The sequence below is a fragment of the Clostridium magnum DSM 2767 genome (genome assembly GCF_001623875.1).
In the GTDB taxonomy this organism is placed as follows: Bacteria; Bacillota; Clostridia; order Clostridiales; family Clostridiaceae; genus Clostridium_AM; species Clostridium_AM magnum.
The window spans coordinates 92,678-118,299 of the sequence record NZ_LWAE01000011.1; the positions used below are offsets into that span (position 1 = coordinate 92,678).

Here is a 25,622-nt window from a genome sequence, read left to right on the forward strand (position 1 = left end):
TAATTAGGATGCTTAAACTTTTGTGCAGCCTAATAATTTATATACATTGGCAAAGGGAGTGAATATCATGAAAGAGGCTATGAATATTACCGGTCTCAATTTTAAAAATGGAAATTTTGATAAGGCTATATTAGCTGTAGGATCCTGCGAAAATCATGGGTGGCATCTTCCGTTAGGTAATGATACACATGTATCCTATAAGCTTGCAGTTAAAATTGCGGAAAAGGTGGATGGGTTACTTGTCTTACCTCCTGTAACAGTAGGTTATAGTGAGCATTATGGTCATTTTCCTTTTACTCTCTCACTTAAAGCTGAGACACTGATAGAGGTATTAAAGGATATACTATCTTCTGTAGTTAAAAATGGTATTAAAAAGATATTTATATTAAATGGACACGATGGAAACATTGCTCCTATAGAGATTGCAAGCCGTGCTGTGAAGATGATGTTTCCAGAGGTTAAGATAGCATCTTTAGATGCTTGGTGGGTTGCAGCTGGAAAACTATTACCTCCAGATACTTTTGAAGTATGGGATGGACTTGGTCATGCAGGAGAAGGGGAAACTTCCATCGCCCTTTCATTGTTTAGTGAACTTGTAGATATGAAATATGCAGAGGGAGTAGTTCCAAGTCTTCCTCCAAACATTGATATAAAGTGGAATTTTGCTGAACTTACTGACTGTGGTGCTACTGGAGACCCTACAAAGGCTACTGCAGAGAAGGGTTTAAAAATGGAAAAGGTGCTTATAGATTTGATTGTGAATTTTCTTAAAGACATGGATAACTGTGGATGGAAGTATAATTCAGATAAATCAGCAATAAGGACTTAAGCAGAGTAAAAAATATTAAATAAAATAGCAATGTTAAGATAAATAGCCCTGGACTAATCCAAGGCTATTTATTAGTTCTATGTCTAACTGGAGTTAGAATAAAGTAGCTATAATAGATACATATTAGATTATAACCACATAATAAAAATATAACCATATTAAACAAATAACAGTTCTAATTTAAATAATTAATATTACTATTTCCTCCAATATCTTTATCAAACCAATTAAAATATTTACTATCACTATTAAAGTTACTTTTCATATAATCCACCTCATAAACTATTCGAGTTCAAGATAAGACCTATTAACTTACACCTGTGACATAATCCGAATAGCCCTAAAACTTATTTTCAAACCTTTTTATTGTTGTTGTTTATGTTTTCGCTTTCTAGTTTCTTCTGTTTTAAATCATCATATCTTCTATTACTCAAAAACCAAGACATAATAGAAAAAATAACTCCAAGAATGATACCTATTATTAATGCAATAGGTAAAATATCTCCTTGCTCAAATCCAAAAAATCTGCGTTTTTCTAGAATAAAAAAGAAACCTAAAATAACATAGAGGGTACAAAAAGGAATTGATGTTTTAAAAAAATACTTAAAAAAACCCTTTCTAATTGTTTTTGACCATTCAATAAAAAAATCTTCATCATAACTATAAACTAGTCTTAATATTTTTCTGATAACCTTCTTCTTCTCCACCATAATCACCCCTATTTTACAATTAAATTAGTTTGCAAAGAATACTATAGCTTTTTATAAGGTTACCTCATCATAATAAATTACGATTATTTAAATATCTCAAATTTATCTGATTCTATAAAAACTCTCCTTAAACAACGGGATTTTCTTCTTAATGATTCTACTGCATCACCATTCCACCATCAACATTTATAACTTGCCCTGTAATGTACTCTGACATGTTTGAAACAAGGAATAAAACTGCATTAGCTACTGCTTCAGGTTTACCGTAAGCTTTCATTGGAATTTTAGATAACATTTCTTCAGTTACTTTTTCTGAAAGCGCTGTTGTCATATCTGTTGATATATATCCCGGAGCAACAGCATTTACCTTTATGCCTCGATCTGCTAATTCTCTTGCTACTGTTTTAGTAAAACCTATAAGCCCAGCCTTGGAGGCAGAATAATTTGCCTGACCAACATTTCCTGTTATACCTACAACACTTGCTATATTAACTATATTGCCAGATTTTTGTTTTAACATATGTTTAGATACAAATTTAGTACAATTAAATGCACCGGTAAGATTTACACCAAGCACCTTATCCCAGTTTTCTTTCTTCATAGTCATCATTATGCCATCACTTGTTACACCTGCATTATTTACTAAAATATCAATTCTTCCAAATCTTTTAATAATATACTGTACTACCTGCTTAGTGGACTCCTCAGAGCTTACATCATGGACTAATCCCAAAGCTTCAACCTTATAAGCAGATGCTATTTCACTTGCAGTCTGTTTTGTTCTCTCTTCATTAACACCAGTTATAACTACCTTTATCTTCTGCTCTGCTAACTTTTCAGCAATAGATCTTCCAAGTCCTCGTGTTCCCCCTGTTACTAAAGCTATTTTGTCTGTTAAACCTAAATTAATCATAATTACCTCCTTGCCTTCACACTTCTCAGATTATTACAATATTCAAAACTGAATTTGTTTTCATTTTGCATTAGCATAAAATAGGTTATTTGTAAAATATAAACTTTTTATTCCGCTCTAATTACAGTGCTTTCGCAGCTCTCAAGAGCTCCGGAAACAAGAAGTGACCACAGACCTAAGTATTAGGTGACTGTCACCTGTCGAATTGCAAAGGGTATTAGTAGAACTTAAGATATGGAACGGTGAAGTTTACATATAAGAGGTGGCCCATCTATTTGTAGATTTAAACATAGATGGGCCTATTTCTGTTGTCTTTATTATGCTCAAGGCTTTTTCTTTTTTCTAAAAAGGATTGCTTGGTCCCATATGATATCAAAAATGTATGGACCAACCATAGCTATTTTATCCAAATAAACTCTAAAGACTATACGAGCGTCCTTATTATTATCAACTCCGTATGCTTTTCCTAGAGGATTTCCTGTGCTGTAAGGGATGATAACAACATTGTCTTCATCAGCTTTTCGTGCCATTTTATATACATAATAATACCCCGCGTTTTCATATCCTTCAGGAAAAAATTCTAAGGCAGTATCCGGAAATTGAACTGTACTGAAGGCTCCGGCAACTCCATTAAACAGCTCTGCCCCGTAAAAGCTTGCATTGGAATATATTGCTTTTTGGGTTCGTTCATGATTAATACCATATACTATCAGAAAATCATCATTGCTTGTTAACTTAAAATCTTCTGTTTTAAAATACACGGCATCTCTATCATCTCCATAAATATTAATATCCCGTAATATAGCATTGTAGTTATCAGGAATGCCGACAGTTAAATCAAGATCCACATGATCGTACTCTGTCCCTCCATATTTGTTAATAATCTCATTTCTCAGGTGATCAAGATCATTCCTGGAGCTCGGAACAACCTGATACTCAGTAATGCCTGTTTCTCTGATTTTAAGGGTTGGTACTGGCCATGGGTTTAGATTAGTGAGAGGGATTTTAGGTGTAATGCGAAATACTTTGATAAATTTATCAATATTATTAATATATTGGTGGCCAATATTTTGATCGGCCCATAATGCAAATCTCATCATAAATATGAAGGTATCCTTTCCCTCTTCCAGTCCCATGTTAACCAGATCCATAGGTATATTATCTTCATTCATAATGTCCTGGCTATACCCGGCGGTACCTAGAGCATTACGGATTTGTTTGTTTATGTTCCTGTCAGCAGTGCTAATGATAATTGTGGAGCTGTTAAAAGGCTTTCCAGGCGCCCCTTTTGGAGTATTACTAGTCCAGAGGTTATAATTATTTAACTGGTCACCTAGACTGGCAAAGATCATGTGGTAAAAGCCAGTATAATTATCACCAGTGGTAATATATTCGCTGTAGTTTTTTTCAGGTTTATTTTCAACAAATCCGACATAACTTCGGAAACAATAATACAAGGCAGGAGGAGGTGTAATTCCAATTAATACAACTGCCTCGTCGGGACGAAGCTTAGAGTTAACTCCAGGAGCTATATAATTTATATTAGCTGGATAGTTATTGGGATTATCAGGATTATATCCTATTGGAGGTATCTGTCCTTCTGATGGATCCTGATTTGGGGCTGGCGGAAGCAAGCAGGAGGCATATGGAGCACCTACGTTGTTACCTAAACAAGAGTCAACTTTACCTTCACTGCACAGCTTTATTATGTCTATATAGCTTAATTTTCCTTCCTGAACAATAAAGCCACTTCTATTCAAGGTTGAAATAAAGTTCGTTATATTTGTATCCTCGTCATTTGCATAATTAGTTAATTGCCTCGAGAGGTTCGGGTTATATATTGGTGTCTTAATGCAGTAAGGGCATGAGTACATTTTACAGATATCACACATAGGATATAGATTATTCATTGGAGTGTTGACGAAATAGGGATATGGATTGGTCATATTATTCGTTCCTTTCACAGACTTTATAACAGAATATGCTAAGCGAGTAAAGGATATGCTTTAATTTACAGAGAATATATGAACTCAAATTTATAATATACTTTAGGTTTAGTTCATATTATATTTATTATCTACATATATTTTCATTTAAATTCATATGAGATTAAGACAGAAGTTAGCCTTTCAGCAGGATTTTCCCGTACTTACATAGAAATTTATATTAAACATTCTTTAACAAGTTATCATACTCACTTTAAATTAAATAACTTATATTGTGTAAATAATAAAGTAATACAAAATATATTAATTAGGGAGAATTAATTTATGGCTAAAATTATCATATCACCAAGTAAATATGTTCAAGGTAGTGGAGAATTGAAAAGTATCAAGGATCATACTAAAAATCTTGGAAAAGCATTTTTTATAGTATCAAGTGAAAATATTATAAAAATGACTAAAGCAGTAGTAGAAGAAAGCTTTAGTGGAACGGAAATAAGTTTGAACTTTAAGATTTTTGACGGAGAATGCTCAAAAAATCAAATAGATATATTAAGAGAAAATTTAAGAAATAGTAACTGTGATGCTGTGGTAGGTATAGGTGGGGGAAAAATACTTGATATAGCTAAGGCTATATCTTACTATGAAGAAATTCCAGTTGTTATTGTTCCTACAAGTGCATCAACAGATGCACCATGTAGTGCTTTATCTGCACTATATACAGATGAAGGAGTATTTAGCAGATATCTAGTACTTCCAAAGAATCCTGATCTAGTATTAGTGGATACTGAAATTATATCAAAGGCTCCAGCGAGACTTCTTATGGCAGGTGTTGGAGATGCATTGTCAACTTATTTCGAAGCAAGAGCTTGTTTAAAATCTAATGCTTTAAATAAGGCAGGTGGAAAAATGACAAGGGCTGCCTTTGCTATGGCTAAATTATGCTATGATATACTTCTGGAAGATGGATTAAAAGCAAAGCTGGCGGTAGAAAATAAAGTATGTACTAAAGCTGTAGAAAATATTATAGAAGCTAACATATATCTTAGTGGTATAGGTTTTGAAAGCTGCGGATTAGCTGCTGCTCATTCTATACATAACGGTTTTACGTTACTTAAACAATGCCGTCATTTACTTCACGGTGAAAAGGTTGCATTTGGAACAATAGTTCAGCTTGTACTTGAAAATAGTTCTATAGAGGAATTAGAAGAGGTTATTGGGTTATGTATTGATCTTGGACTACCAGTAACCTTAGAAGACATGGGAGTAACAGAAATAAAGGAAGAAGAAATAAGAAATGTTGCAAAAGCTTCCTGTGCAGATGGAGAAGGAGTCCATAATATGCCATTTAAGGTTAATGAAGAAGATGTATATGCTGCAATACTATCAGCAGATGCATTAGGAAGACTTTATAAAGTATAAACAATTCTTTCAATAAGGCTACTGACAAAATATATTTATCAACAGCATGAACTAGGGTAAAATACCCTAGTTCATGAACAATATTAAAATGTTACCAATTGATTATTTATTATTTTGAGTTCAATTAATGGCTGACCTAGACACAGGAAACAATTGCGATGAAGTTGTCATAGTGATCGCGATATGTCTCCGTAAATGTCAGTTTGGGACACAGCGTGGCACGACGTAGCATATCATCTGCGTCATTTTTTAGGATATAGCCAGCCTTAATATAGTCGTGAAGTTTATCCTTGAACACCTTCACATATGCATGGTGATTCTTGAAGCCTAGTTCATTAATGTTTTTTACATCTTCATAGCTTCCGATAAACCCAGTAATAAAGTGTGCTTCGCCAAGTTCGATAAACGGTAGACGAGATAATGGCTTCATAGCTGCATTAACAGTGATCGCGTTGCCATTAATGTCACGTTTGATCCTTCCGTTATCAGATCTCTTTAGGTGAGTGCTTAACGGCATTTTTTTCCTACCCATAACCCAATCATCGCCCTGCAAGAAATGTGCACGAAGTTCAGGTGAAAAGCTAGCTGGTGTACTTCCACTTGCTGGTGAAGGCACCACCAAGTGATCGGGAACGTGACCTGTTCCAGCAACAGCGTAGGATCGATACTGATTAGGAAAGCGACCACGGTCTATGAAACTGACAGAATCCTCGAATTCAGAATTAAGGACAATGAGCTTCCCATCGTATAGATCATTACAGAGAGCGGCCTGAGGCTCATGTCCTTCAGCGATGAAGGGCAGTGCCAAATCAAACACCTTTTTGGCATGTCCTGACGCAATCAAGCGGAGGACGGGATCGGATGAATCTGAGAAGCCAGTGATATATCTCCAATTGACGTTACCAAGCATCTTCTTGGCGTTGTGATCAACTGTAAGCGCTTTGGCAAATTCAATGATGATTTCATCGTCTGTACGCCCATTTTTATCTATAAAACCTCCGTTGAGTAACTTACACATATTTGCATTGTGTGCATAAATAATACATTATTTTATCTTTATTGCAATATTAAGGAAGGTATTTTTGTTTATATCTAGAAATATATATATAATAAATTACTTGGGGGGAATATATGTGTTATCACCAGTAGCTGAAAATACAATAATTAATTCTTTAAACGATTCTTTGCAGTATATAGATACGCTTTTCGATCATGATGTAACTATTTATATTACTGATACAGAAAGAATTTTGAAGATTCTTCGCAGCCCAAAAATGAGCTTAGGAAGTAAAGAAGGCGACCCAGTACCTAAAGTAGGTCCTCCAGCTGAGGCATTAAAAACTGGGAAGCCAGTAGTACAAGTTGTTCCTAAAGAAATGTTTGGAGTACCTTTTAGGTCCTATTCAATTCCAATTAAAGATAATGAGAGCAATATAGTTGGTCTTTTATTAGCAGCAAAAAGTCTTGAAAAAATGGAAGAAGTGCTAACTCTTTCTGAAAATGTATCAAGTTCTCTTAATCAAATATCTTTGGCAAGTGGTAATATTTTCCGAGATATTGAAAAAGTAGTGGATTCAAATTCGAATACTTTCAATGCACTAAATAAAGCTAACAAAAATGTTAAAGATACTAATGAAATTTTGAAATTTATACAAAGTGTTTCAAAGCAGACAAATCTTTTAGGATTAAATGCAGCCATTGAAGCATCAAGAGCAGGAGATGCTGGAAAAGGCTTCAGTATAGTTGCGCAAGAAATAAGAAAATTGTCTAAATCAAGTAGTGACTCTGTCAGAAAAATTGATTCTGTGTTAAAGGAAATTAGCAACTCTATGGAGCTTGTTACTGATAGTATAAATACATCAAATTCAAATTTTGATGCAGTAAGTAGTGAAGCTGAGGAAATAATTTCATCTATTCAAGAGCTAGCTTTAACTGCCCAAGCATTAAAAGAACTAGCTGAAAAAATTTAGAGTTTTACTATTTCACTCTTAGAGTTTTTAAGACTAGGAAATAAAAGCCTAGTCTTTTTGTTATATTTTGGTATACAACTGCACAACCGATGACATTAATAATCCATATTACATATTCTTGTATAACTCCTAACTTTTCCATTGTTGGTATATTCATAAAAAAATATGGGTATAATATAACAATGTTATTAAATTCGTAATTTTACACTTGAATTTTTAACAATTTAATAATACAATAAATAAAAGATATAAATTATTATATTAAGAGGAGGGATAAATTATGGTAGCACGAAATAAAGTAACATTCATATTTCAAGTTCTAGTTCTTGTTGCTGTTATAGGAGGTTCCGCATTGGCTTCATATTTAAATAATTAAAGTGATTTAATACAAATTTAACACAGGAGTAATTATATATGTTGTTTTATAAGAGGTGAGCCCATCTATTTGTAAATTTAAAATAGATGGGCCTGTTTCATACTAAAGAAAGAATACCGGCTCCTTTCGCAGATTTTTTAAAAACCCGAAGAGCAAAAATTTTACCATCACAAGTAGGTCTTTCAACATCAACACGGCGGCGTACTCCAGGCCTCAGAAGAGAGGAAGTAGCACAATTAGCCGGCATTGGATTAACTTGGTATACGTGGCTTGAACAAGGAAGACCTATTCATGTTTCAACTCAAGTAATAGAAAGCCTATCTAAAGTTTTATTGCTTGATAAACAAGAACGCATTCATCTGTACCTTTTAGCGAATCAGCCCCTTCCGTCAGATATACCACAATATCAGGGAACAGTAAGTCCAATACTTCAGCATGTTCTGGATAATTTAATACTCTGCCCATCTCTTGTTACGGATCAGCGATGGAACGTTATTGCTTGGAACAAAGCAGCATGTCTAATCTTTGGTGATTTCACTAAAATGAACGCTCGTGGGCGAAATATAGTTTGGGCGATGTTCACAGATAATAAATATAAACAGTTATATGTTGACTGGAATCTGTATGCCAAGGGTCTGCTGGGGAAATTTCGTTCAATGTGGGGGCAATATATTGAAGATTCATGGCTTGCTCAGTTTATTGAAGATCTTAAATTGCAAAGCACAGAATTTAATTTATGGTGGTCTTTACATGAAATTCAGAGTAATAAAGAAATGTATAAGAAATTGAACCATCCCGTTGCGGGAATATTAGATTTTGAGATTAGTAATTTTGATGTTTCTGACAATTCTGGCTTAAAATTAATTGTTCATGCCCCTTTACCAGAAACGGATACAGCTGCAAAAATGAAATTATTGTTGGATGAAATGTATCCCAATGTATGATAAATGCATACCCCTATGGATTTTAGATTTACAGAAAAAGAGGTTATAGAGCTTTTAGATATGTTTCAAAGAATAAAGAACATAGATGTAAAATTGAAGAGATTTAAGAATACGCACAGTGATATATAAAGCTGTGCGTATTTTAAAATTTTAGACTTGAAACCAACATTCTTTTAAAGTTTTTATGGCATTTGGTATGTCTTCTATTTTTATTCCAGCAAAGCCTATAAAAATGATTGGTAAGGAATTTGTGGGAGGGTTTATCCAGTTAACTAAGGTTGGATTTACTTTAATACCGGCTTTCAAAGCTTTTTCAACCAGTTCTTGTTCCTTCATTTTTGTGTTAACTTTAAGTAATATATGAAGACCAGAATCAGAACCAATAATGATTACATTCTCTCCTAAGTGTTCTGCTACAGAGTTTACCAGTATTTCTTGTTTTTTCCTATACAATACTTTTAATTTTCTTAAATGTTTTTCCCAATACCCCTCTTGCATAAAAATTTCAAGAGACTTTTGTAGTAATCTAGGTACAGGCTGTTCATAAATTCTATATTGTTTTTCATAAATATCAAGAAGCGTTTCTGGAAGTACTAGATAACTTATTCGCATTGATGGCATTAATGATTTTGAAAAGCTTCCAAGGTATACGACCCTATTTATCTTAGCAAGTCCTTGTAATGATGGAATAGGCCTTCCTTTGTATCTGAATTCTCCATCATAATCATCCTCTATTATAAGTCCATCTTTCTCTTCAGCCCATTGAAGCAGCTTTAGTCTTTTTGATATAGGCATAACCATACCATAAGGATATTGATGAGAGGGAGTAACATATACAATTTTTGCTTCACTTTCATGCAAAAAATTAATATCTATGCCGTCTGTTTCTAAATTAATAGGAGTAATATTAAAATTAAAATGTTTAAATACAGCTTTTGCACCTAAATAACTAGGTTCTTCAAAGGCTATAGACATATGAAGGTTTGAAAGTATGTGGGCTAATAAGGTTAAGGATTGTTGGGTTCCTGAAGATATTATTATTTGATTAGGTGAGCAAGTAACTCCCCTAGAATGATGAATATATTTAGCAATTTCTTGTCTTAAACCATAGTCACCTTTATGATCACCATATAAAAGCAGTTCTTTAGAATACACATCTACGCAGCTCTCTAATATTTTTCTAAACTTAGTATATGGAAAGGAGTCTAAATCAATTTGTCCACTACTAAAATCATATTTTATTATTGGGTCATGACTGTCGTTAGATCTTTCTTTATATGAGTTTAAATGAGTGCTTTTTATGTCGTTAAATTCATTATCCAGTTTTTCTACATATAAGCCAGAACGATTTTTAGATTTTACGTAGCCTTCAGCAACTAATTGTTCATATGCGGATTCAATTGTGTTTTTACTAAGTTTTAAATCTTTAGATAAGCTTCTTATAGATGGAAGCTTACTTCCAGAAGGGATGTTCCCGGACAAAATTTCATCTTTAATGTATTTATAAACCTGTATATACAAAGGGGTTTTTTCTTTATCATTTAAATGGGGCAATAATTCTAACACCTTTATCTCCTTAAATTTATATAATCTGTCATCATTAAAATAAGTATAACTGTCACTTTATATAATGACAATAGATTTTTATAATAACTATAATAAAACTATATTAAAAGGAGCTGTAAAAATTATGGATAATAAATTTTATAAGGTTACAGAAAATTTGAACTTTTATATGAATACAACGCCCAAGGAACTTGTGCAGAAATATGGAAGTCCGCTTTATGTATATAATGAAGGCATCCTAAGAGAAAAATGCAGGGAAATGAGAAATCTTTTAAAGTATGACAAATTTTCTGTTAGTTTTTCCACAAAAGCAAATAGCAATTTTCATATATTAAAAATTGTAAGGGAAGAAGGTCTTAATGTGGATGCTATGTCTCCTGGGGAAATATATGTTCAGCTTGAGGCTGGATTTAAACCAGAGCAAATTTTCTTTATTCCTAACAATGTATCTGCTGAAGAATTTAAATATGCTATAGAAAGAGGAGTTACTATAAGTGTAGATTCCCTTTCTCAATTAGAGCTTTTGGGAAAAATAAATGAAGGTGGCTCAGTAGCAGTTAGGTTTAATCCAGGTATGGGGATAGGTCATAGTGAAAAAGTAGTTACGGCAGGGAAAAAGACTAAATTTGGTGTGGATCCACAATATATTAATGAGGTTAAAGAGATTGTTAATAAGTATAAATTAAAACTTATAGGTATAAATCAACATATAGGCTCTCTCTTTATGGAAGGAAGTACTTATTTAGAAAGTGTGAAAGCCTTACTGTCTATTGCTGAAAACTTTCAAGGTCTTGAGTTTATTGACATGGGAGGCGGCTTTGGTGTTCCATACAGAAAGCAGAAGGATCAGCAGAGATTAGATTTAAAAGCCTTAGGAAAGGAACTTGACTCTGTAATATATAATTGGACTAAAAAGCATGGAAAAGAGATTGAATTTAAAATAGAACCAGGAAGATATATTCCAGCAGAATGTTGTGTACTCTTAGGAACAGTTCATGCTGTGAAAATGAATTATGGTAGAAAATATGTGGGGACAGATTTAGGCTTTAATGTTCTTGCAAGACCTATTATATACAATTCACATCATGATATTGAAGTATATAAAAAGAATAATAATTTAGTTGGTGAAAGCGAAGAAGTTACTATAGTGGGGAATATATGTGAAAGTGGAGATATATTATCTGAAAATATAGTTTTACCACCAATACAAGAAGGCGATATTATAGGGGTATTAGATGCAGGAGCTTATGGTTATGTAATGAGTTCGAATTATAACAATAGACTTAGACCTGCTGAGGTTCTTATAAAAGAAAATGGAGAAATAAAGGTTATTAGAAGGAGAGATAATTTAGAAGATCTCATGAGAAATTATTTTTAGAAATTATACCAGCTTCAATAGCCATATTTTATGAAAAGGTAACTAAGAAAGAGATACTAGGAACTTTTATCAGCATACATTTTATATATATGGTATAATTTGTTATAAAGTATGTTTTTGTTAAAAATTTAAGGCTGAGTTTATAAATAGTAATTTGTAGAGAAGGTGAAGTCATGAAGATATTTTTACGTATGCATCCAAAGAATCGTTTATCCTCTGTGCAACCATAAAATTAATATTGTACAGAGGAGTGTATATTAAATGAATAGATTAAATAAACCAGTTATTACGAGAGAAACAATCAAAGCAATGGAGGATATGTCATTTTTTACCCATGCTAAGATTTTTGACGATTTGCTAATTGTTGCACAAAAACAAACCAATTGTTTTGTATTAAAGACAAGTGATGGGTTGATAGTAATAGACGCTATTTGGCCAGCAAAAAAAGCTTTTGAGGCAATAGTAGATGCGATTAAAGATGTAGGGTGGAATCCTGATACAATAAAAAAACTGGTTTTGACACATGGACATGTTGATCATACAGGATGTGGAAGATGGTTTGTTGAAAAATATCATGTTGATACATATCTTTCTAAAGTAGATGATATTTTTTGGAGAGAACATCCAACAAAACCTGATAGACCGGAAACGTGGAAAGATTATAAAATTGATGCGTATATTCAGGATGGTGATACCATAACATTAGGTGATAAAACAATATATGTTTATGGAACTCCTGGTCATACTCCGGGAGGATTAAGTTACATATTTCCTGTAAAAGAAGATGGAGAAATACATATGGCAGCATTATGGGGAGGTACGACACCACCATGGACAAAGAATGAAGTGAAGCAATATCTCAAGTCATTGGATTACTTTATCAGTGAAGCAATGTGTAAAAAAGTAGATGTAGCTTTAAGCAATCATACAGCTGTGGATAATGGCTTGGAACGTATTATGTATTCAAAAACAAGAATGGACTATATGCCCAATATTTATATTATCGGGCAGGATGGATTTCAAAATTATTGTCAGGTATTTCGTACATTGAGTTATGAAATGCTGGAAAAATTATGAGCATAGCGTGAAGAAAATTTTATGGAAAATATATGAATGAAAAAATTACCAGTATATAAAAAGCACAAAAAGGTCAATCTGCTTATGGTTCTTTTTACTTCATAATTCTTAAAAATTATCGTAAAGAGTTTTTATGTAGAATTGAATTATTATATATATAAAGGCACTATCATTATTATTTTAATGGTAGTGCTTTATTTTGAGTATTTTTTAATAGTTTCATATGAAAATAGTTTCACATTATGCAAAACGAACATTAAGTTAATAATTTGAGTATATATTTTGGAAATAAACAATAAAACTTAAATAAATAGAAAAATAATAATAATTTTTATCAAAAAAAGAGGAATAATAAAAAAAGTAGCGAATAATAAAAATGTGAAAATATTTTCTTAAAATAATATGAAAATATTTTCTCAAAGGAGGAGTAAAATGGCAAGTATAAAAGAAGTTGCAAAATTAGCAAATACATCCATAACAACAGTATCAAGAGTTATAAATAATACTGGATACGTAAAGGAGGAAACAAAAGAAAGGATATTAGATGCCATAAAAGAGTTGGATTATAAACCACTTGAAAGGACTGACATCAGAAAAGAGACAAAAGCAATTGGTCTAATTGTCCCTAATATAGAAAATCCTTTCTTTGGCAAAATGGCCAGGCATATTAGCAAGGTTGCCAACTCATATAACTATAATTTACTTCTTTTTGATTTAGAAGGAATTGAAAATCACAAAGATGATTTTCTTATTGACTTAATAGAAAATAGAGTTGACGGTATTATCTATGTTTCTTCTCAGAGAAGTGTAGAAGCAATGAATGCAGCAAAGAAAAGAAATATTCCCTTTGTAATTCTTGATAGAGAAATACAGAAGGAAGAAGTGAATACAGTTATAGTTAATAATAACTATGGAGCATTTATTGCTGCAGAGCATCTTATAAAATTAGGTCATAGAAACATTGCATTTATTGGTGGTGCTGAGGATATGGAGATATCAACAAGGAGAAAAGAGGGATATTTAGAAGCTCTAGCTGAAAATGGAATGGCGGCTAACAAGGATTATATATGCTACGGAAATTATAAAATGCAAAGCGGTTATGACTGTATGAAAAAAATGTATTCAAAGCATAAGGAAATAACAGGAGTAATTGCAGCAAATGACCTTATGGCAATTGGAGCGTTAAATTATTTGATTAGAGAAGGAATAAATGTTCCTAAGGATGTTTCTATAGTTGGATTTGATAACATTGAAATTTCTGAAAGCATAACACCATCCTTAACTACTATTGAATACCCTATGGAAAGGATAAGTGAGATAATTATTGATCTTATACTAAGGCAAATAAAGGATAAGGATAAAAATGTTGAGGTTATATCCTTATATCCTAAATTAATTGTAAGAGAAAGCTGCAGCTTAGCAATAGAAAAATAAAAGGAGAAGATATCATGAGAAAAAAAGGAATTTATTTTTTATTACTGCCAGGGATTGTTCTTATAATATTTTCCTTGATTTTACCGCTATTTTCAACAATTTTTAAAACCTTTGATAGTGGTAGTGGTTTTTCTGTATCAAGGTATGTTACATTCTTTAAAGATCCCTATTCAATGAGTGTTTATTATAGAACACTAAAACTTTCTTTGATTGCAACTATATTTTCTGTATTATTAGGCTTCCCAACTTCATATTACATATCTAGAGCAAAGAAAAATGTTAAGGGATTATTTATAATATTTGCAGTTTTCCCCCTTCTAACCAGTGCAGTTGTAAGAAGTTTCAGCTGGATGGTTATATTAGGAAAGAAGGGAATTATAAATAGCTTTCTTATTAATATTGGATTAATAAATAAACCTCTTGAATTACTTTATAATGAAATATCAATTGTAGTTGGCTTTGTCTATTTGTTTTTACCTTTAATGATAATGTCACTGATTGGTGTTATGGATAATATTGATTCAAGTCTAATTGAAGCTGCAGAAAGTCTTGGAGCATCAAGATTTGAAGCCTTTATAAAGGTTATTTTTCCATTAAGTGTTCCAGGAATTATAGTTGGCTCAATACTTGTTTTTACAGGGAGCTTCACAGCCTATACAACACCACAGCTTTTAGGCGGTAATAAGTCAAGGGTACTTGCTACTTTGATATATCAAAAAGCAATGGCTCTGTCCGATTGGAATTCAGCATCAGTTATTGCCACAATAATGATAATTACAACTATTATAATAAGTACAGTTATAAACAAGTTAGCATCTAAGATCCAAGGAAGAGGTGAGGCGTAATGAAAAGAAAAAATGGCTTTTTAACCTTAATTACAACTTTAGTTTATATTTTTCTTTTAGCTCCTTTAGTAATTATTAGTGTCACAGCCTTTGGAACTAATGAATATTTAAAGTTTCCACCAGATGGATTTTCTTTAAGATGGGTAGAGAACATTTTTAAGGTTGAAATGTTTATGAAGACTTTCAAAATAAGTATGGAAGTTGCGGTTATTGGAACCTTTTTAGCACTTTTAATTGGTATTCCAGCAGCTTATGTGTTAAGTAGATATAATTTCAAAGGAAAAGGAGTATTACAGAACCTATTTTTATCACCGGTTATTGTTCCAGGAATAGTTTTAGGTTTTTCACTACTTGAATTTCTAATAGTTGTAAACAAGCTTCCTTTATATCCTAGCTTACTTTTAGGACATACTGTTACGATTCTCCCTTATATAATAAGAGTTGTTTCATCCAGTCTTGAGAGCTTTGATTATTCAATTGAAGAAGCAGCAATTAGTCTTGGAGCAAGCAGACTTAGAACCTTTTTCATTGTTGTTATGCCGAATGTGACCTCAGGTATAATAGCTGCCTTTATTCTTGCTTTTATTAACTCATTTAATAATGTTCCTATATCAGTATTTTTAACTGGGCCTGGAATAAGCACACTGCCAATACAAATGATGAGTTATGTTGAATATTATTTCGACCCTACTGTAGCGGCACTTTCAGTAATACTTATGGTAATGACTGCTGTTTTAATGTTTGTAGTAGAAAAGACGCTGGGCTTAAGCTTCTTTGCCAAGTAATTTTAGGAGGATGAAAAATGAGTTTGTTAAGTTTAAATAATATAAAAGTAGCATACGATTCAAATGTAATATTAAAAGATTTAAATTTGTCCGTTGAAAAGGGAGAACTGGTATCATTATTAGGCCCAAGTGGATGTGGAAAAACAACAACTTTAAGAACTATAGCTGGATTTAATGATATTAAAGAAGGAAGTTTCATATTTAATGGCAAGGATTATACAAAGGTTCCAGTACATAAGAGAAATTTTGGTTTTGTTTTTCAAAGCTATGCATTATTTCCTCATTTAAGCGTATTTGATAATGTAGCTTTTGGGCTTAAGCTTAGAAAAATTAATAAGGATGAACTAACAAAAAGGGTTAACGAAATCATAGATGTAGTTGGACTTAAAGAACTTGTAAACAGACTACCGAGAGAGCTTTCTGGTGGTCAAAGGCAAAGAGTTGCACTGGCAAGATCCCTTGTTATAAATCCGGATTTATTATTATTTGATGAACCTTTAAGTAATTTAGATGCAAAACTTAGAGTTAATATGAGAGTTGAGATAAGAAGAATTCAACAAAAACTTGGAATTACCAGTATATATGTAACCCATGATCAAGAAGAGTGTTTCTCTATTTCAGATAAAGTAGCTGTAATGAATGGCGGGGTCATAGAACAACTTGATTCTCCACAGAACATATATAAAAATCCTTCAACAGAATTTGTTGCAAGGTTTGTTGGATATGAGAACTTTATCGAGCTTGATATAAAAGGACAAGAAGCAGATAAAAAATTGTTTGAATCTAAATCAGGAAATAGCTTTGAAGTAGAAAATGACAGTGTAGAAAAGGACATAAAGAACTATAAGGGAGCTATAAGACCTGAGGATATAGAAATAATCATGGAAGGAGATGAAAGAAAAAATAATATTCTATCAGGAATAGTTAAAATAAGTACTTTCCTAGGTAAAGAGTATCAGTATATGGTTGAGACAGAAGAAGGAACACTGCTTGTAAATCACAATACTAACAAGCGTTACGAAAATGGAGAAAAAATTAAAATGTATTTTCCAAAGGAAAGAATAGTATTAGTTTAAATTGGAGGGATTATTATGAAAAAATTAAGCTATCTTTTAGCGAGTATTTTAACTTTATCTTTTACATTAACAGGCTGTGGAAGCAGCAAGGAAGCAGAAGGAAATGCTACAAGCAAAGAACCTACCAAGTTAGTTGTATCAACTTGGGGGTATAATGAGGACAAGCTTAGAAAAAATGTTTTTGAGCCTTTTGAAAAAGCAAACAACTGTAAAATTGTACTTGAAGTTGGAAATAACGATGAAAGATTAAATAAGGCTAAATCCATGCCAGGATCAGTGGATGTAATATATCTTGCTGATTCATATACAGTACAAGGAATTGAACAGGGACTATTTGAAAAAATAAATAAAGACAACATCCCTAACATAAAGAATATATATGACGTTGCTAAATCAGCAATGGGAGATGGATATGGTCCAGCATATACAATCAATAGAACAGGTATAGTTTATGATACTAAGACCGTAACTACACCAATAACATCCTGGAGTGATCTTTGGAGAGCTGATTTAAAAGGAAAAATTTCTGTGGCTGAAGTAAATTCAACAGCAGGTCCAGCACTAATGGAAGTAGCTGCAAATAAGGCTGGAGTTAAATTAAGTGATAATGTGGACGGTGCATTTAAGGAAATATCTACTTTAAAGCCGAATATAGTTAAAACCTATAGTAAGTCATCAGACTTTGTTAATATGTTTTCACAGGGAGAAATAAATGTTGGTGTTGCACAGGACTTCGTATTTGCAAAAATAAAGGAAGCAGTACCAACTGCACAGTGGGCAGAGCTTAAAGAAGGCAACTATGCAAATCTTAATACTATAAATGTTGTTAAGGGTTCAAAAAACAAAGAGCTTGCTGAAAAGTTTATAAACTGGTGTTTAAGTGAAGAAGTTCAAAAGGCAGATGCGCTAGATAAAGTTGACTCACCTGTAAATGTAAATGTTACTTTAACAGCAGAACAAGCTAAGGGCTTAACTTATGGTAAGGATGTTATTAATAACTTAAAAGTTATTGACTGGAAGCAATATAATAAAGCTAAATCAGGCATAATTGACAAATGGAATGCTGAATTATCAAAGTAAGATTTAGGAAAGACGGCCGAAAGTTAACTTATTCTGCGGGGCATATTTATATTCTTCAGGCACGATAAATACTTTTGATAAGTCTAAAGTTCGTATTCTTGAAAAAGCTAAGAATCTTTGAGAACTCGCTATGCTCAAGCAATCAAATCTTCTAAGCTTTTTCAAGAATACAAACTAAGACTTATAACAAAAGTATTTAAATGTGCCTTCAGAAAATAAATATGTCCCTCCGAATAAGTCAACTTTCTGGTGTAGTTCTCTATCGATCGTTAACTTTAAAACCGAACCTATAAAGTATCTATTTACCATTATTAATTAGTCTAGCAAAGTTGATAAGTTTAATTCTAGAGTTAACGATTTATATATAGATAACAACACCAGATACTTAACTTATACGCAGGTATATGTTGCCAAAACTGAAGGCACATATAAAAACTTTTTTATTATTCTTAGCGAAGCATTTTAGAAAATCTTAGAACTATTGATATGTCTGAGGTACGAGTTTATCAATGGTTCTTAGATTTTCAAAATGCTGAGCTTTAGAATAATTAAAAGTTTTTATTGTGCCGAAGTTTGGCAACATATTCCGGAGTATAAGTTAAGTATCGGCCGTTCAACCCTGAATATCAATTAAAGTTAGAAAGAGTTGATAGCAATGAAGGTGGATTTATTAGTTAAGGGTGGAATAGTTTATAATTCATATTTTAAAAAATTCTTTCGTGAAGATATTGCTGTAATAGGAGATAGATTCATATATGTGGGCTGCTCTGAAGAGTTGAATATTGACAGTGAAAAGGTTATAGAGGCTAAAGGAAGGTATATAATTCCTGGATTAATAGATATACATATGCATATTGAAAGTTCAATGGCTACACCCATTGCATTTTCAAAGGAAATTATCAAAAATGGTGTAACTACAATAGTTTCAGAGCCCCATGAAATAGCTAATGTTTTTGGTATAGAAGGCGTTTTAGAGATGATAAAGTCAGGGGAAGATGCTGAAGTAGATATTTTCTATGGAATACCAAGCTCAGTTCCATCTACAGCCAGTGAGTATGAAACAACTGGTGGAGAAATTGGAATTGATGAAGTTAAGGAATTAATGAATAGTGAAAAAGTTATATGTCTTGGGGAAGTTATGAACTATTTTGATGTAATAAATAGTGAAGATAAAAAAATAAATAAGATTATTAAATATTTTAAAGAAAAACATCCACTGCTTCCAATCGAAGGACACTGCCCAAGAATTATAGGCTTAGAGCTTTCTAAATTGATTTTCTCAGGAGTTACCTCGGACCATACCCAGCAGACAGTTGAAGGTATGGAGGATAGAATAAGAAATGGCATGTTTGTTCAGATACAGGAAAAATCAATGGTTCAGCCAGTTATAGATTATTTAGTTAAAAATGACTTATATGAGCATTTTGCTTTTGTTACAGACGATTGTATGGCTGATGTATTAATTAATGAAGGTCATTTAAACAGGCATGTAAAAAAGGCAATGGATATGGGAATGAGCCCTGAAAATGCAATTTACTGCGCTACTTATACACCGGCAAGAAGAATGAATCTCTTAGACAGAGGAAGCATTGCGCCAGGTAAATTAGCAGACTTTATTATGTTAGAGGATTTGAATAGTTTTACAATTAATAAAGTATTTAAAAGCGGTAAACAAGTATACAGCAGTGATGATAAAGCTACTCAGGATAAAATACCAAGAACATTTCCAGAAAGCTTTTATAACTCAATTAAGCTAAATAAAATAGATAAAGATATGTTAAAGATTAAGGCTAAAATTCATAATGGAAGTGTTAAGTGCAGAGTTATAAAGATTCAGGATGGAAGTACCTTTACAGATGAAATAATTTCAGAAGTAGAGGTTAAGGATGGTTATCTTGATTGGGAAAATTCAGAGTATTGTCTTATAGCTGTAATTGAAAGATATGGGAAAAACCAAAATATAGCTTTTGGGTTGGCAACAGGAGATACCATTAGAAAAGGTGCCGTAGCAGCATCCTATGCTCATGACCATCACAACATTATTGTAGTTGGTAAAAATCCTTCAGATATAGTATGTGTGGTAAATTCAATAATAGACAGTCAGGGCGGCTATTGTGCTGCTTTAGATGGTAAAGTACTGGCTAAAATAGATCTGCCAATAGGTGGAATACTTTCGGATAAAAATATGCAATGGATAGGAAAAGAGTTAAAAGAGGTTACAGAGGCTATGAGATATTTAGGATATAAACATTACAATCCTATTATGTCGTTAAGTACCAACAGCCTGCCAGTAAGTCCCCTTTTAAAGATAACAGATAAAGGATTAATCAAATTAAATGAAAATAGAATTGTAGATATATTTGTGGAGGAATAAAGATATGATATACGATGAAACACTACAAAAGCATATAAGATGTAAAAAGGGAGATGTAGCAGAATATGTTTTAATTCCTGGTGATCCTGCAAGGGCAAAAAGAATAGCAGAAAAATTCGACAGCTATGAAAAGATAGCTGAAAATAGAGAATATGTTGTATATACAGGAGTTAAGGATGGAGTTAAGTTAACTGTGTGTTCAACAGGAATTGGAGGAGCTTCAACGGCAATTGCTATGGAGGAACTTTCGAGATTAGGTGCACATACCTTTATAAGGGTAGGTTCAGCAGGAGGAAGAAGGGAAAGCATTCCTGTTGGAAGTGCAGTAGTTGTAAATGCAGCAGTTAGGGGAGAGGGTACAAGTAAGGAATACCTTCCAGATATATATCCAGCAGTTGCAGATTTAGATATAACAAACGCCCTTTTAGAAGCTGGAAGAGAATATCTAAAGGAAGAAGAATGTTATGTTGGAATGAGCCTTACAAGGGATGCATATTACATGCAAAACCAGCAGCTAAATGAACAACTAATGAATACACAAGTAGCAGTTTCAGAAATGGAATGTGCCACTGTGTTCATTGTTGCTGCTAAAAGAGGGCTTAAGGCAGGAGCAATAGTTGGTACAGATTCAAATATTGTTAAGAAGCACCAATTGACACTTGAGGAAAAAGATAGATTATACTCAGAAGCTGAAAAGAAAACAATTAATATTGCTGTAAATGCAATGGTTAAGTTAGGTAAATGTGGAAAATAAAAAAATATTTGAAATATCTATAGAAGTAAATATTAAAATAACAATAATATGATGATTTTAAGTATCAGTACAAAAACAAGTCAAGGGAACTGTAATATTCTCTTGACTTGTTTATTTTAACTAAATTCATGTACTGGTATCCCATTATTAACATAAATCTTGCCTTCTAATGGTTTGAAAATTATAATAATATTATTCAAGCTTCGCACGTAATAATATGCCTTAGAATGTTGATGTTTTAAGGCTTTTAAAGGTTTTTATATAGTAAAATCCTCTTAAGTAATGATATGATGTAAATGACAACAAATACAAAGATATTAAATTGTTGATAAAACTAAAACAAGCTTTAGTGGAATATGATGAATAAAAGAGGTTTTCGTATGAATGAGAATGTATACGACAGTTTATTGATAAATCTTTTGAAAAGTAAAGGGATTTCTCTTGATGAGGAAAACATTGCTTTATTGAGCAGTATTCTTAAGCCAAAAATATTAAAAAAGGACATGTTCTTTTTACGAGAAGGTGAAAAATCTACAGAAATAGGTTTGATTATTAAGGGAGTTTTTCGTTCTTATTATATTAATAGAATAGGCAATGATATAACAAAGTATTTTTATGCAGAAGGTGGGATACTATTTTCTTATGCGGCATATTTGTCTCAAAAAGAATCTATGTATTGCATACAAGCATTAGAAGACAGTGAAATTCTTGTAGCTAAGATTTCCGATTTTGAGAAAATAGTTGAAGGAAATTATCAACTACTCTTATTTTACAAAAAAATGATTGATAGTATCATTGTTGAGAAAGAAGAACATGCAATTAGTTTTAAATTATTAAACAGCATGAACCGCTATAAACAATTCCTTGCTGCATATCCAGGCTTGGAAAGGCGTCTTAAACAATGTCATCTTGCCTCCTATTTAGGAATAACCGCTGTGTCCCTTAGTAGAATAAGAAATAAATCAAATCTTAACAAATGATAATGCAAGAAATCTCCAAGTGATTTATGATGTAGCTAAGTTTTATTATTGGAGGTTGATTGCTATGAAAAATGAAATAGTTATTTTAATTACCGGATGCTCTACAGGGATTGGGAGGGAGCTCTGTAAGATATTATTTAATAAAGGATATACGGTTGTTGCAACAGCGAGAAATGTGGAAGCCTTAAAAGATTTGTCTGCATCCTTGAAATTATCGCTGGATATCACAGAAAGAGAATCCATTTATGCAGCAATAAACGAAGTTATATCTAGATTTCATAAAATTGATATCCTCGTAAATAATGCGGGTTACTCAGTTAGAGGGGCTTTGGAAGAAATTAATGTAAACAGTGCTAAAAGTATGTTTGATGTTAATGTATTTGGCATAATAAACATGATTCAGGCAGTTGTTCCAGAAATGCGTAAGAAACGATCTGGTAAGATTATAAACATTGGTTCAATTTCAGGAAAATTTGTTCAACCGATTAATGGCGCTTATTGTGCATCGAAATTTGCAGTTGAGGCCTTAAGCGATGCATTGCGTTTAGAGTTACACAGCTATAATATCCAGGCAACCGTCATCGAACCGGGACCCATGAAAACCAACTTCTTTAAGACATTGGCTGATAATTCAAGTAATCTTATGTCGAATCCAAATTCTTGCTATTCTCATTTTTATGAATCAGATGCTAAATATAGAAACAATCAAAAACAAGCTGATCCTAAGGAAGCAGCAAAAGCCATTAGTGATGTAATTTTGAAAAGACGACTTAATTCACGTTATAAAGTTGCTGTTCCATTTACGTACAGTATGATCACACATTTTCCTGATTCTCTAAAGGAATACTTTATGAAAAAGCGATAGGTGGATTGGAATGGGTATAATAATTAACATATGTAATTATAAAATTAATCAGAAGTAACAGAAACCTTTGAGGCTGAAAGTACCCATTCTGTTGAGATGCAGCAGGTGGGCTGGCATGCAATTTGGAAGTGGAAATTATAATATACCGTAAATTTAACCTAATCATGGTAGAATGTCAGATTCCAGTTAAAAAACAAAGGCTATTTCAATTGTTTATAAATTTGATTATACTCTTATTACGAGATATTATTATTTTAGGTGTAAACTTACTAGAATAGAAAAAGAACAGTAAACTAAATTTTGTGAGGGGAAGGGTTATGGAAGAAATATTAATAGTTGCTCCCTATAATGAACTAGAACAATTAGCTGAAAAAGTGAAAAAATCTGTTAACATACCTTTTTCAATTGTACTTGGAAATCTGAGTCAAGGCATTGATAAGGTTGAAAAGGGAATAAAAACAGGAACAAAAATCATAGTTAGTAGAGGTGGGACAGCAGAGAATCTAAGAAAAAAATTTGATATTCCGGTAGTAGAAATTCCTGTAACTTCATTTGATATATTAAGAGCTATAAGTAACATTAGCGGTAAGGGATATAAAAAAATTGCTTTTGTAACAACATCAAATATAATATTTAAAACTGATTATTTTAATAAAATACTTGATGTAACATTAGAATTTGAATCTTGTAATAAGGTTAGTGAAATTCCAGGCAAGGTAGAGTATCTTATAAAAAATAAAGGTGTGGATGCCGTAGCTGGAGATGTAACAGCTACAAATGAAGCGTTAAAAAGAGGTATATATGGTGAATTATTGCAGTCAGGTGAAGAAGCTATAGTACATGCGTTAATTCATGCAAAAGAAATATTAGAACTCAATTTGAAAGAGAAGGCAAAGTTAAAAAAATTTGAAACTATATTAAATATGGTAAGGGAAGGTGTTATTACTGTAGATCCCAATGATGACTTAACGGTATATAATTCTTCTGTAGAAAAAATACTAGGATATCCCAAGAATAAAGTTTTAGGGAATAACATAAATGAATGTTTGCCTGAAGATATTGTAGATAAGCTCAGTGAAAAGATGGAAGAGGCCAACATGGTAACTCAAATAAACGGGAAGAATGTAGTATTTAATAAAATTCCTATATGCATTGATAATAAGCTTTGTGATACCGTTATAATACTAGAAGAGACATCTAACATAGAAAAACTTGAATTAAAGATAAGAAAAAATTTAAGTGAAAATGGATTTGTTGCAAAGCATACATTTCCTGATATTATTGGTGACAGTGATGAAATGTCTAAAGTTAAAAGTCAGGCAATTAAATTTGCTAAATCAGAGGGACAATATTGATATATGGGGAAACAGGCACAGGTAAAGAATTGTTTGCTCAAAGTATTCATAATGGAAGCAGAAGAGCTAATATGCCTTTTGTGTCTGTGAACTGTGCAGCTTTAAGTGAAACCTTGCTAGAAAGTGAACTTTTTGGATATGAAGAGGGTTCATTTACAGGAGCAGTAAGAGGAGGAAAGAAAGGGCTATTTGAATTAGCTCATGGCGGAACACTATTTCTTGATGAAATTGGTGAAATATCTCTTGGCTTTCAATCAAAGCTATTGAGAGTTCTTCAAGAAAAGGAAATTAGAAAGATAGGTGGAGGTAAAGTTATTCCTATTAATGTACGAATAATATGTGCCACTAATAGAAATCTTTTTGAGGAAGTAGAAGAAGAGAGATTTAGAGAGGATTTATATTACAGACTTAGTTCTCTTGAATTAGATTTAATTCCTCTTAGATTAAGAAAGAAAGATATCATACCTATGGCTATTTCATTTTTAAACGAAGAATGCATTAAAGAAAATAAGAAACTATACTGGAGTAATGATAGTATTTTTAATGGTTATTAGACTATGAATGGAAAGGAAATGCTAGAGAACTACGAAATTTTATTGAAAGACTGGTAATATGTTGTGAAAAAAGTAAGCTTGATGAAGAATATGTACTAGAAATACTAAGTTCAAAGAAATTTAAGAAGGTAGTTAAAAAAGAAATAAGCATAAAGTTATCAAATAATCTAAAAGAGATGGAAAGTGAAATCTTAAGGTCTTTATTAAAGAATTATAATGATGATAAAGATAGGTTATGCAAGGATTTTTCTATAAGTAAAACTACTCTATGGAGAAAGCTGAACTTCAACAGTGAAAATGATTAAGTGAATTTTCTATTTCAAATATGAAATTTAACATTTCAAATATGAAATGAAAAATCTATAGAAAAAGGAAGCTGTATAAAATTATAG

The 25,622-nt window shown here is 32.3% G+C and carries 23 protein-coding genes; 18 read left to right on the forward strand and 5 right to left on the reverse strand.

The window, feature by feature from the left end:
- Positions 1–67 precede the first annotated feature (67 nt).
- Entirely contained in the window at positions 68–829 is a 762-nt protein-coding gene (locus CLMAG_RS26765; RefSeq protein WP_066630095.1) for a creatininase family protein, read from the forward strand.
- Between the two features lie 353 nt (positions 830–1,182).
- Here the strand turns inward: CLMAG_RS26765 and CLMAG_RS26770 are convergent, their stop codons facing one another.
- The 3 genes from CLMAG_RS26770 to CLMAG_RS26780 form a co-directional block, all read right to left on the reverse strand.
- Entirely contained in the window at positions 1,183–1,536 is a 354-nt protein-coding gene (locus tag CLMAG_RS26770) for a hypothetical protein (RefSeq protein WP_066630097.1), read from the reverse strand.
- Between the two features lie 160 nt (positions 1,537–1,696).
- Entirely contained in the window at positions 1,697–2,452 is a 756-nt protein-coding gene (gene fabG / locus CLMAG_RS26775; RefSeq protein ID WP_066630099.1) for a 3-oxoacyl-[acyl-carrier-protein] reductase, read from the reverse strand.
- Between the two features lie 323 nt (positions 2,453–2,775).
- A complete protein-coding gene (locus CLMAG_RS26780) occupies positions 2,776–4,416 on the reverse strand; it encodes a hypothetical protein (protein WP_242873148.1) in 1,641 nt (546 codons plus the stop codon).
- A 306-nt stretch (positions 4,417–4,722) separates the two neighbouring features.
- On the opposite strand from CLMAG_RS26780, the gene CLMAG_RS26785 reads away from it, so the two are divergent.
- The gene (locus CLMAG_RS26785) at positions 4,723–5,817 is read left to right on the forward strand and encodes a glycerol dehydrogenase (RefSeq protein ID WP_066630106.1); all 1,095 of its coding nucleotides are present in this window, start codon (positions 4,723–4,725) and stop codon (positions 5,815–5,817) included.
- Between the two features lie 136 nt (positions 5,818–5,953).
- On the opposite strand, the gene CLMAG_RS26790 is transcribed toward CLMAG_RS26785, so the two are convergent.
- A complete protein-coding gene (locus CLMAG_RS26790) occupies positions 5,954–6,835 on the reverse strand; it encodes an alpha/beta hydrolase domain-containing protein (protein WP_066630108.1) in 882 nt (293 codons plus the stop codon).
- A 115-nt stretch (positions 6,836–6,950) separates the two neighbouring features.
- Between CLMAG_RS26790 and CLMAG_RS26795 the strand changes: the two genes are divergently transcribed.
- Together CLMAG_RS26795 and CLMAG_RS26800 are read left to right on the forward strand one after the other, a co-directional pair.
- On the forward strand, positions 6,951–7,787 hold the full coding sequence (locus CLMAG_RS26795; RefSeq protein WP_066630110.1) for a methyl-accepting chemotaxis protein: 837 nt from the start codon (positions 6,951–6,953) through the stop codon (positions 7,785–7,787).
- Positions 7,788–8,249: 462 nt separating this feature from the next.
- The gene (locus CLMAG_RS26800; RefSeq protein WP_066630112.1) at positions 8,250–9,107 is read left to right on the forward strand and encodes a helix-turn-helix transcriptional regulator; all 858 of its coding nucleotides are present in this window, start codon (positions 8,250–8,252) and stop codon (positions 9,105–9,107) included.
- A gap of 150 nt (positions 9,108–9,257) precedes the next feature.
- Here CLMAG_RS26800 and pdxR read toward each other — a convergent pair whose 3' ends face one another.
- Positions 9,258–10,673 (reverse strand): MocR-like pyridoxine biosynthesis transcription factor PdxR, encoded by a 1,416-nt coding sequence (gene pdxR / locus CLMAG_RS26805; protein WP_066630114.1) that lies wholly within the window; start codon positions 10,671–10,673, stop codon positions 9,258–9,260.
- A 124-nt stretch (positions 10,674–10,797) separates the two neighbouring features.
- Between pdxR and lysA the strand changes: the two genes are divergently transcribed.
- The 14 genes from lysA to CLMAG_RS35205 all read left to right on the forward strand — a co-directional run bounded on the left by lysA (position 10,798) and on the right by CLMAG_RS35205 (position 25,535).
- Positions 10,798–12,051: a diaminopimelate decarboxylase gene (gene lysA, locus CLMAG_RS26810; RefSeq protein WP_066630115.1), complete on the forward strand. Its 1,254-nt coding sequence runs from the start codon at positions 10,798–10,800 to the stop codon at positions 12,049–12,051.
- 261 nt (positions 12,052–12,312) lie between these two features.
- Positions 12,313–13,128 carry an MBL fold metallo-hydrolase gene (locus CLMAG_RS26815; RefSeq protein ID WP_066630116.1) on the forward strand — a complete coding sequence of 272 codons (816 nt, stop codon included), beginning with the start codon at positions 12,313–12,315 and terminating at the stop codon, positions 13,126–13,128.
- 432 nt (positions 13,129–13,560) lie between these two features.
- Positions 13,561–14,562 carry a LacI family DNA-binding transcriptional regulator gene (locus tag CLMAG_RS26820; protein WP_066630117.1) on the forward strand — a complete coding sequence of 334 codons (1,002 nt, stop codon included), beginning with the start codon at positions 13,561–13,563 and terminating at the stop codon, positions 14,560–14,562.
- A gap of 14 nt (positions 14,563–14,576) precedes the next feature.
- Positions 14,577–15,407, forward strand: a complete 831-nt coding sequence (locus CLMAG_RS26825) for an ABC transporter permease (protein ID WP_066630119.1) — start codon at positions 14,577–14,579, stop codon at positions 15,405–15,407.
- Entirely contained in the window at positions 15,407–16,192 is a 786-nt protein-coding gene (locus tag CLMAG_RS26830; RefSeq protein WP_066630121.1) for an ABC transporter permease, read from the forward strand. The genes CLMAG_RS26825 and CLMAG_RS26830 overlap by 1 nt, the downstream gene beginning before the upstream one ends.
- 17 nt (positions 16,193–16,209) lie before the next feature.
- Positions 16,210–17,268: an ABC transporter ATP-binding protein gene (locus tag CLMAG_RS26835; protein WP_066630123.1), complete on the forward strand. Its 1,059-nt coding sequence runs from the start codon at positions 16,210–16,212 to the stop codon at positions 17,266–17,268.
- Positions 17,269–17,283: 15 nt separating this feature from the next.
- Entirely contained in the window at positions 17,284–18,348 is a 1,065-nt protein-coding gene (locus tag CLMAG_RS26840; protein ID WP_066630126.1) for an ABC transporter substrate-binding protein, read from the forward strand.
- Between the two features lie 655 nt (positions 18,349–19,003).
- Positions 19,004–20,722 (forward strand): adenine deaminase, encoded by a 1,719-nt coding sequence (locus CLMAG_RS26845; protein WP_066630128.1) that lies wholly within the window; start codon positions 19,004–19,006, stop codon positions 20,720–20,722.
- A gap of 4 nt (positions 20,723–20,726) precedes the next feature.
- Positions 20,727–21,476, forward strand: a complete 750-nt coding sequence (locus tag CLMAG_RS26850) for a nucleoside phosphorylase (protein WP_066630130.1) — start codon at positions 20,727–20,729, stop codon at positions 21,474–21,476.
- A gap of 380 nt (positions 21,477–21,856) precedes the next feature.
- Positions 21,857–22,456, forward strand: a complete 600-nt coding sequence (locus CLMAG_RS26855) for a Crp/Fnr family transcriptional regulator (RefSeq protein WP_066630132.1) — start codon at positions 21,857–21,859, stop codon at positions 22,454–22,456.
- 64 nt (positions 22,457–22,520) lie between these two features.
- Positions 22,521–23,321 (forward strand): SDR family oxidoreductase, encoded by an 801-nt coding sequence (locus tag CLMAG_RS26860; protein WP_066630133.1) that lies wholly within the window; start codon positions 22,521–22,523, stop codon positions 23,319–23,321.
- Between the two features lie 317 nt (positions 23,322–23,638).
- The gene (locus tag CLMAG_RS33300; protein WP_201787676.1) at positions 23,639–24,676 is read left to right on the forward strand and encodes a sigma-54-dependent Fis family transcriptional regulator; all 1,038 of its coding nucleotides are present in this window, start codon (positions 23,639–23,641) and stop codon (positions 24,674–24,676) included.
- Entirely contained in the window at positions 24,673–25,230 is a 558-nt protein-coding gene (locus CLMAG_RS33305; RefSeq protein WP_201787677.1) for a sigma 54-interacting transcriptional regulator, read from the forward strand. The genes CLMAG_RS33300 and CLMAG_RS33305 overlap by 4 nt, the downstream gene beginning before the upstream one ends.
- 50 nt (positions 25,231–25,280) lie before the next feature.
- A complete protein-coding gene (locus CLMAG_RS35205; RefSeq protein WP_479723214.1) occupies positions 25,281–25,535 on the forward strand; it encodes a hypothetical protein in 255 nt (84 codons plus the stop codon).
- The last annotated feature ends 87 nt before the right edge of the window (positions 25,536–25,622 follow it).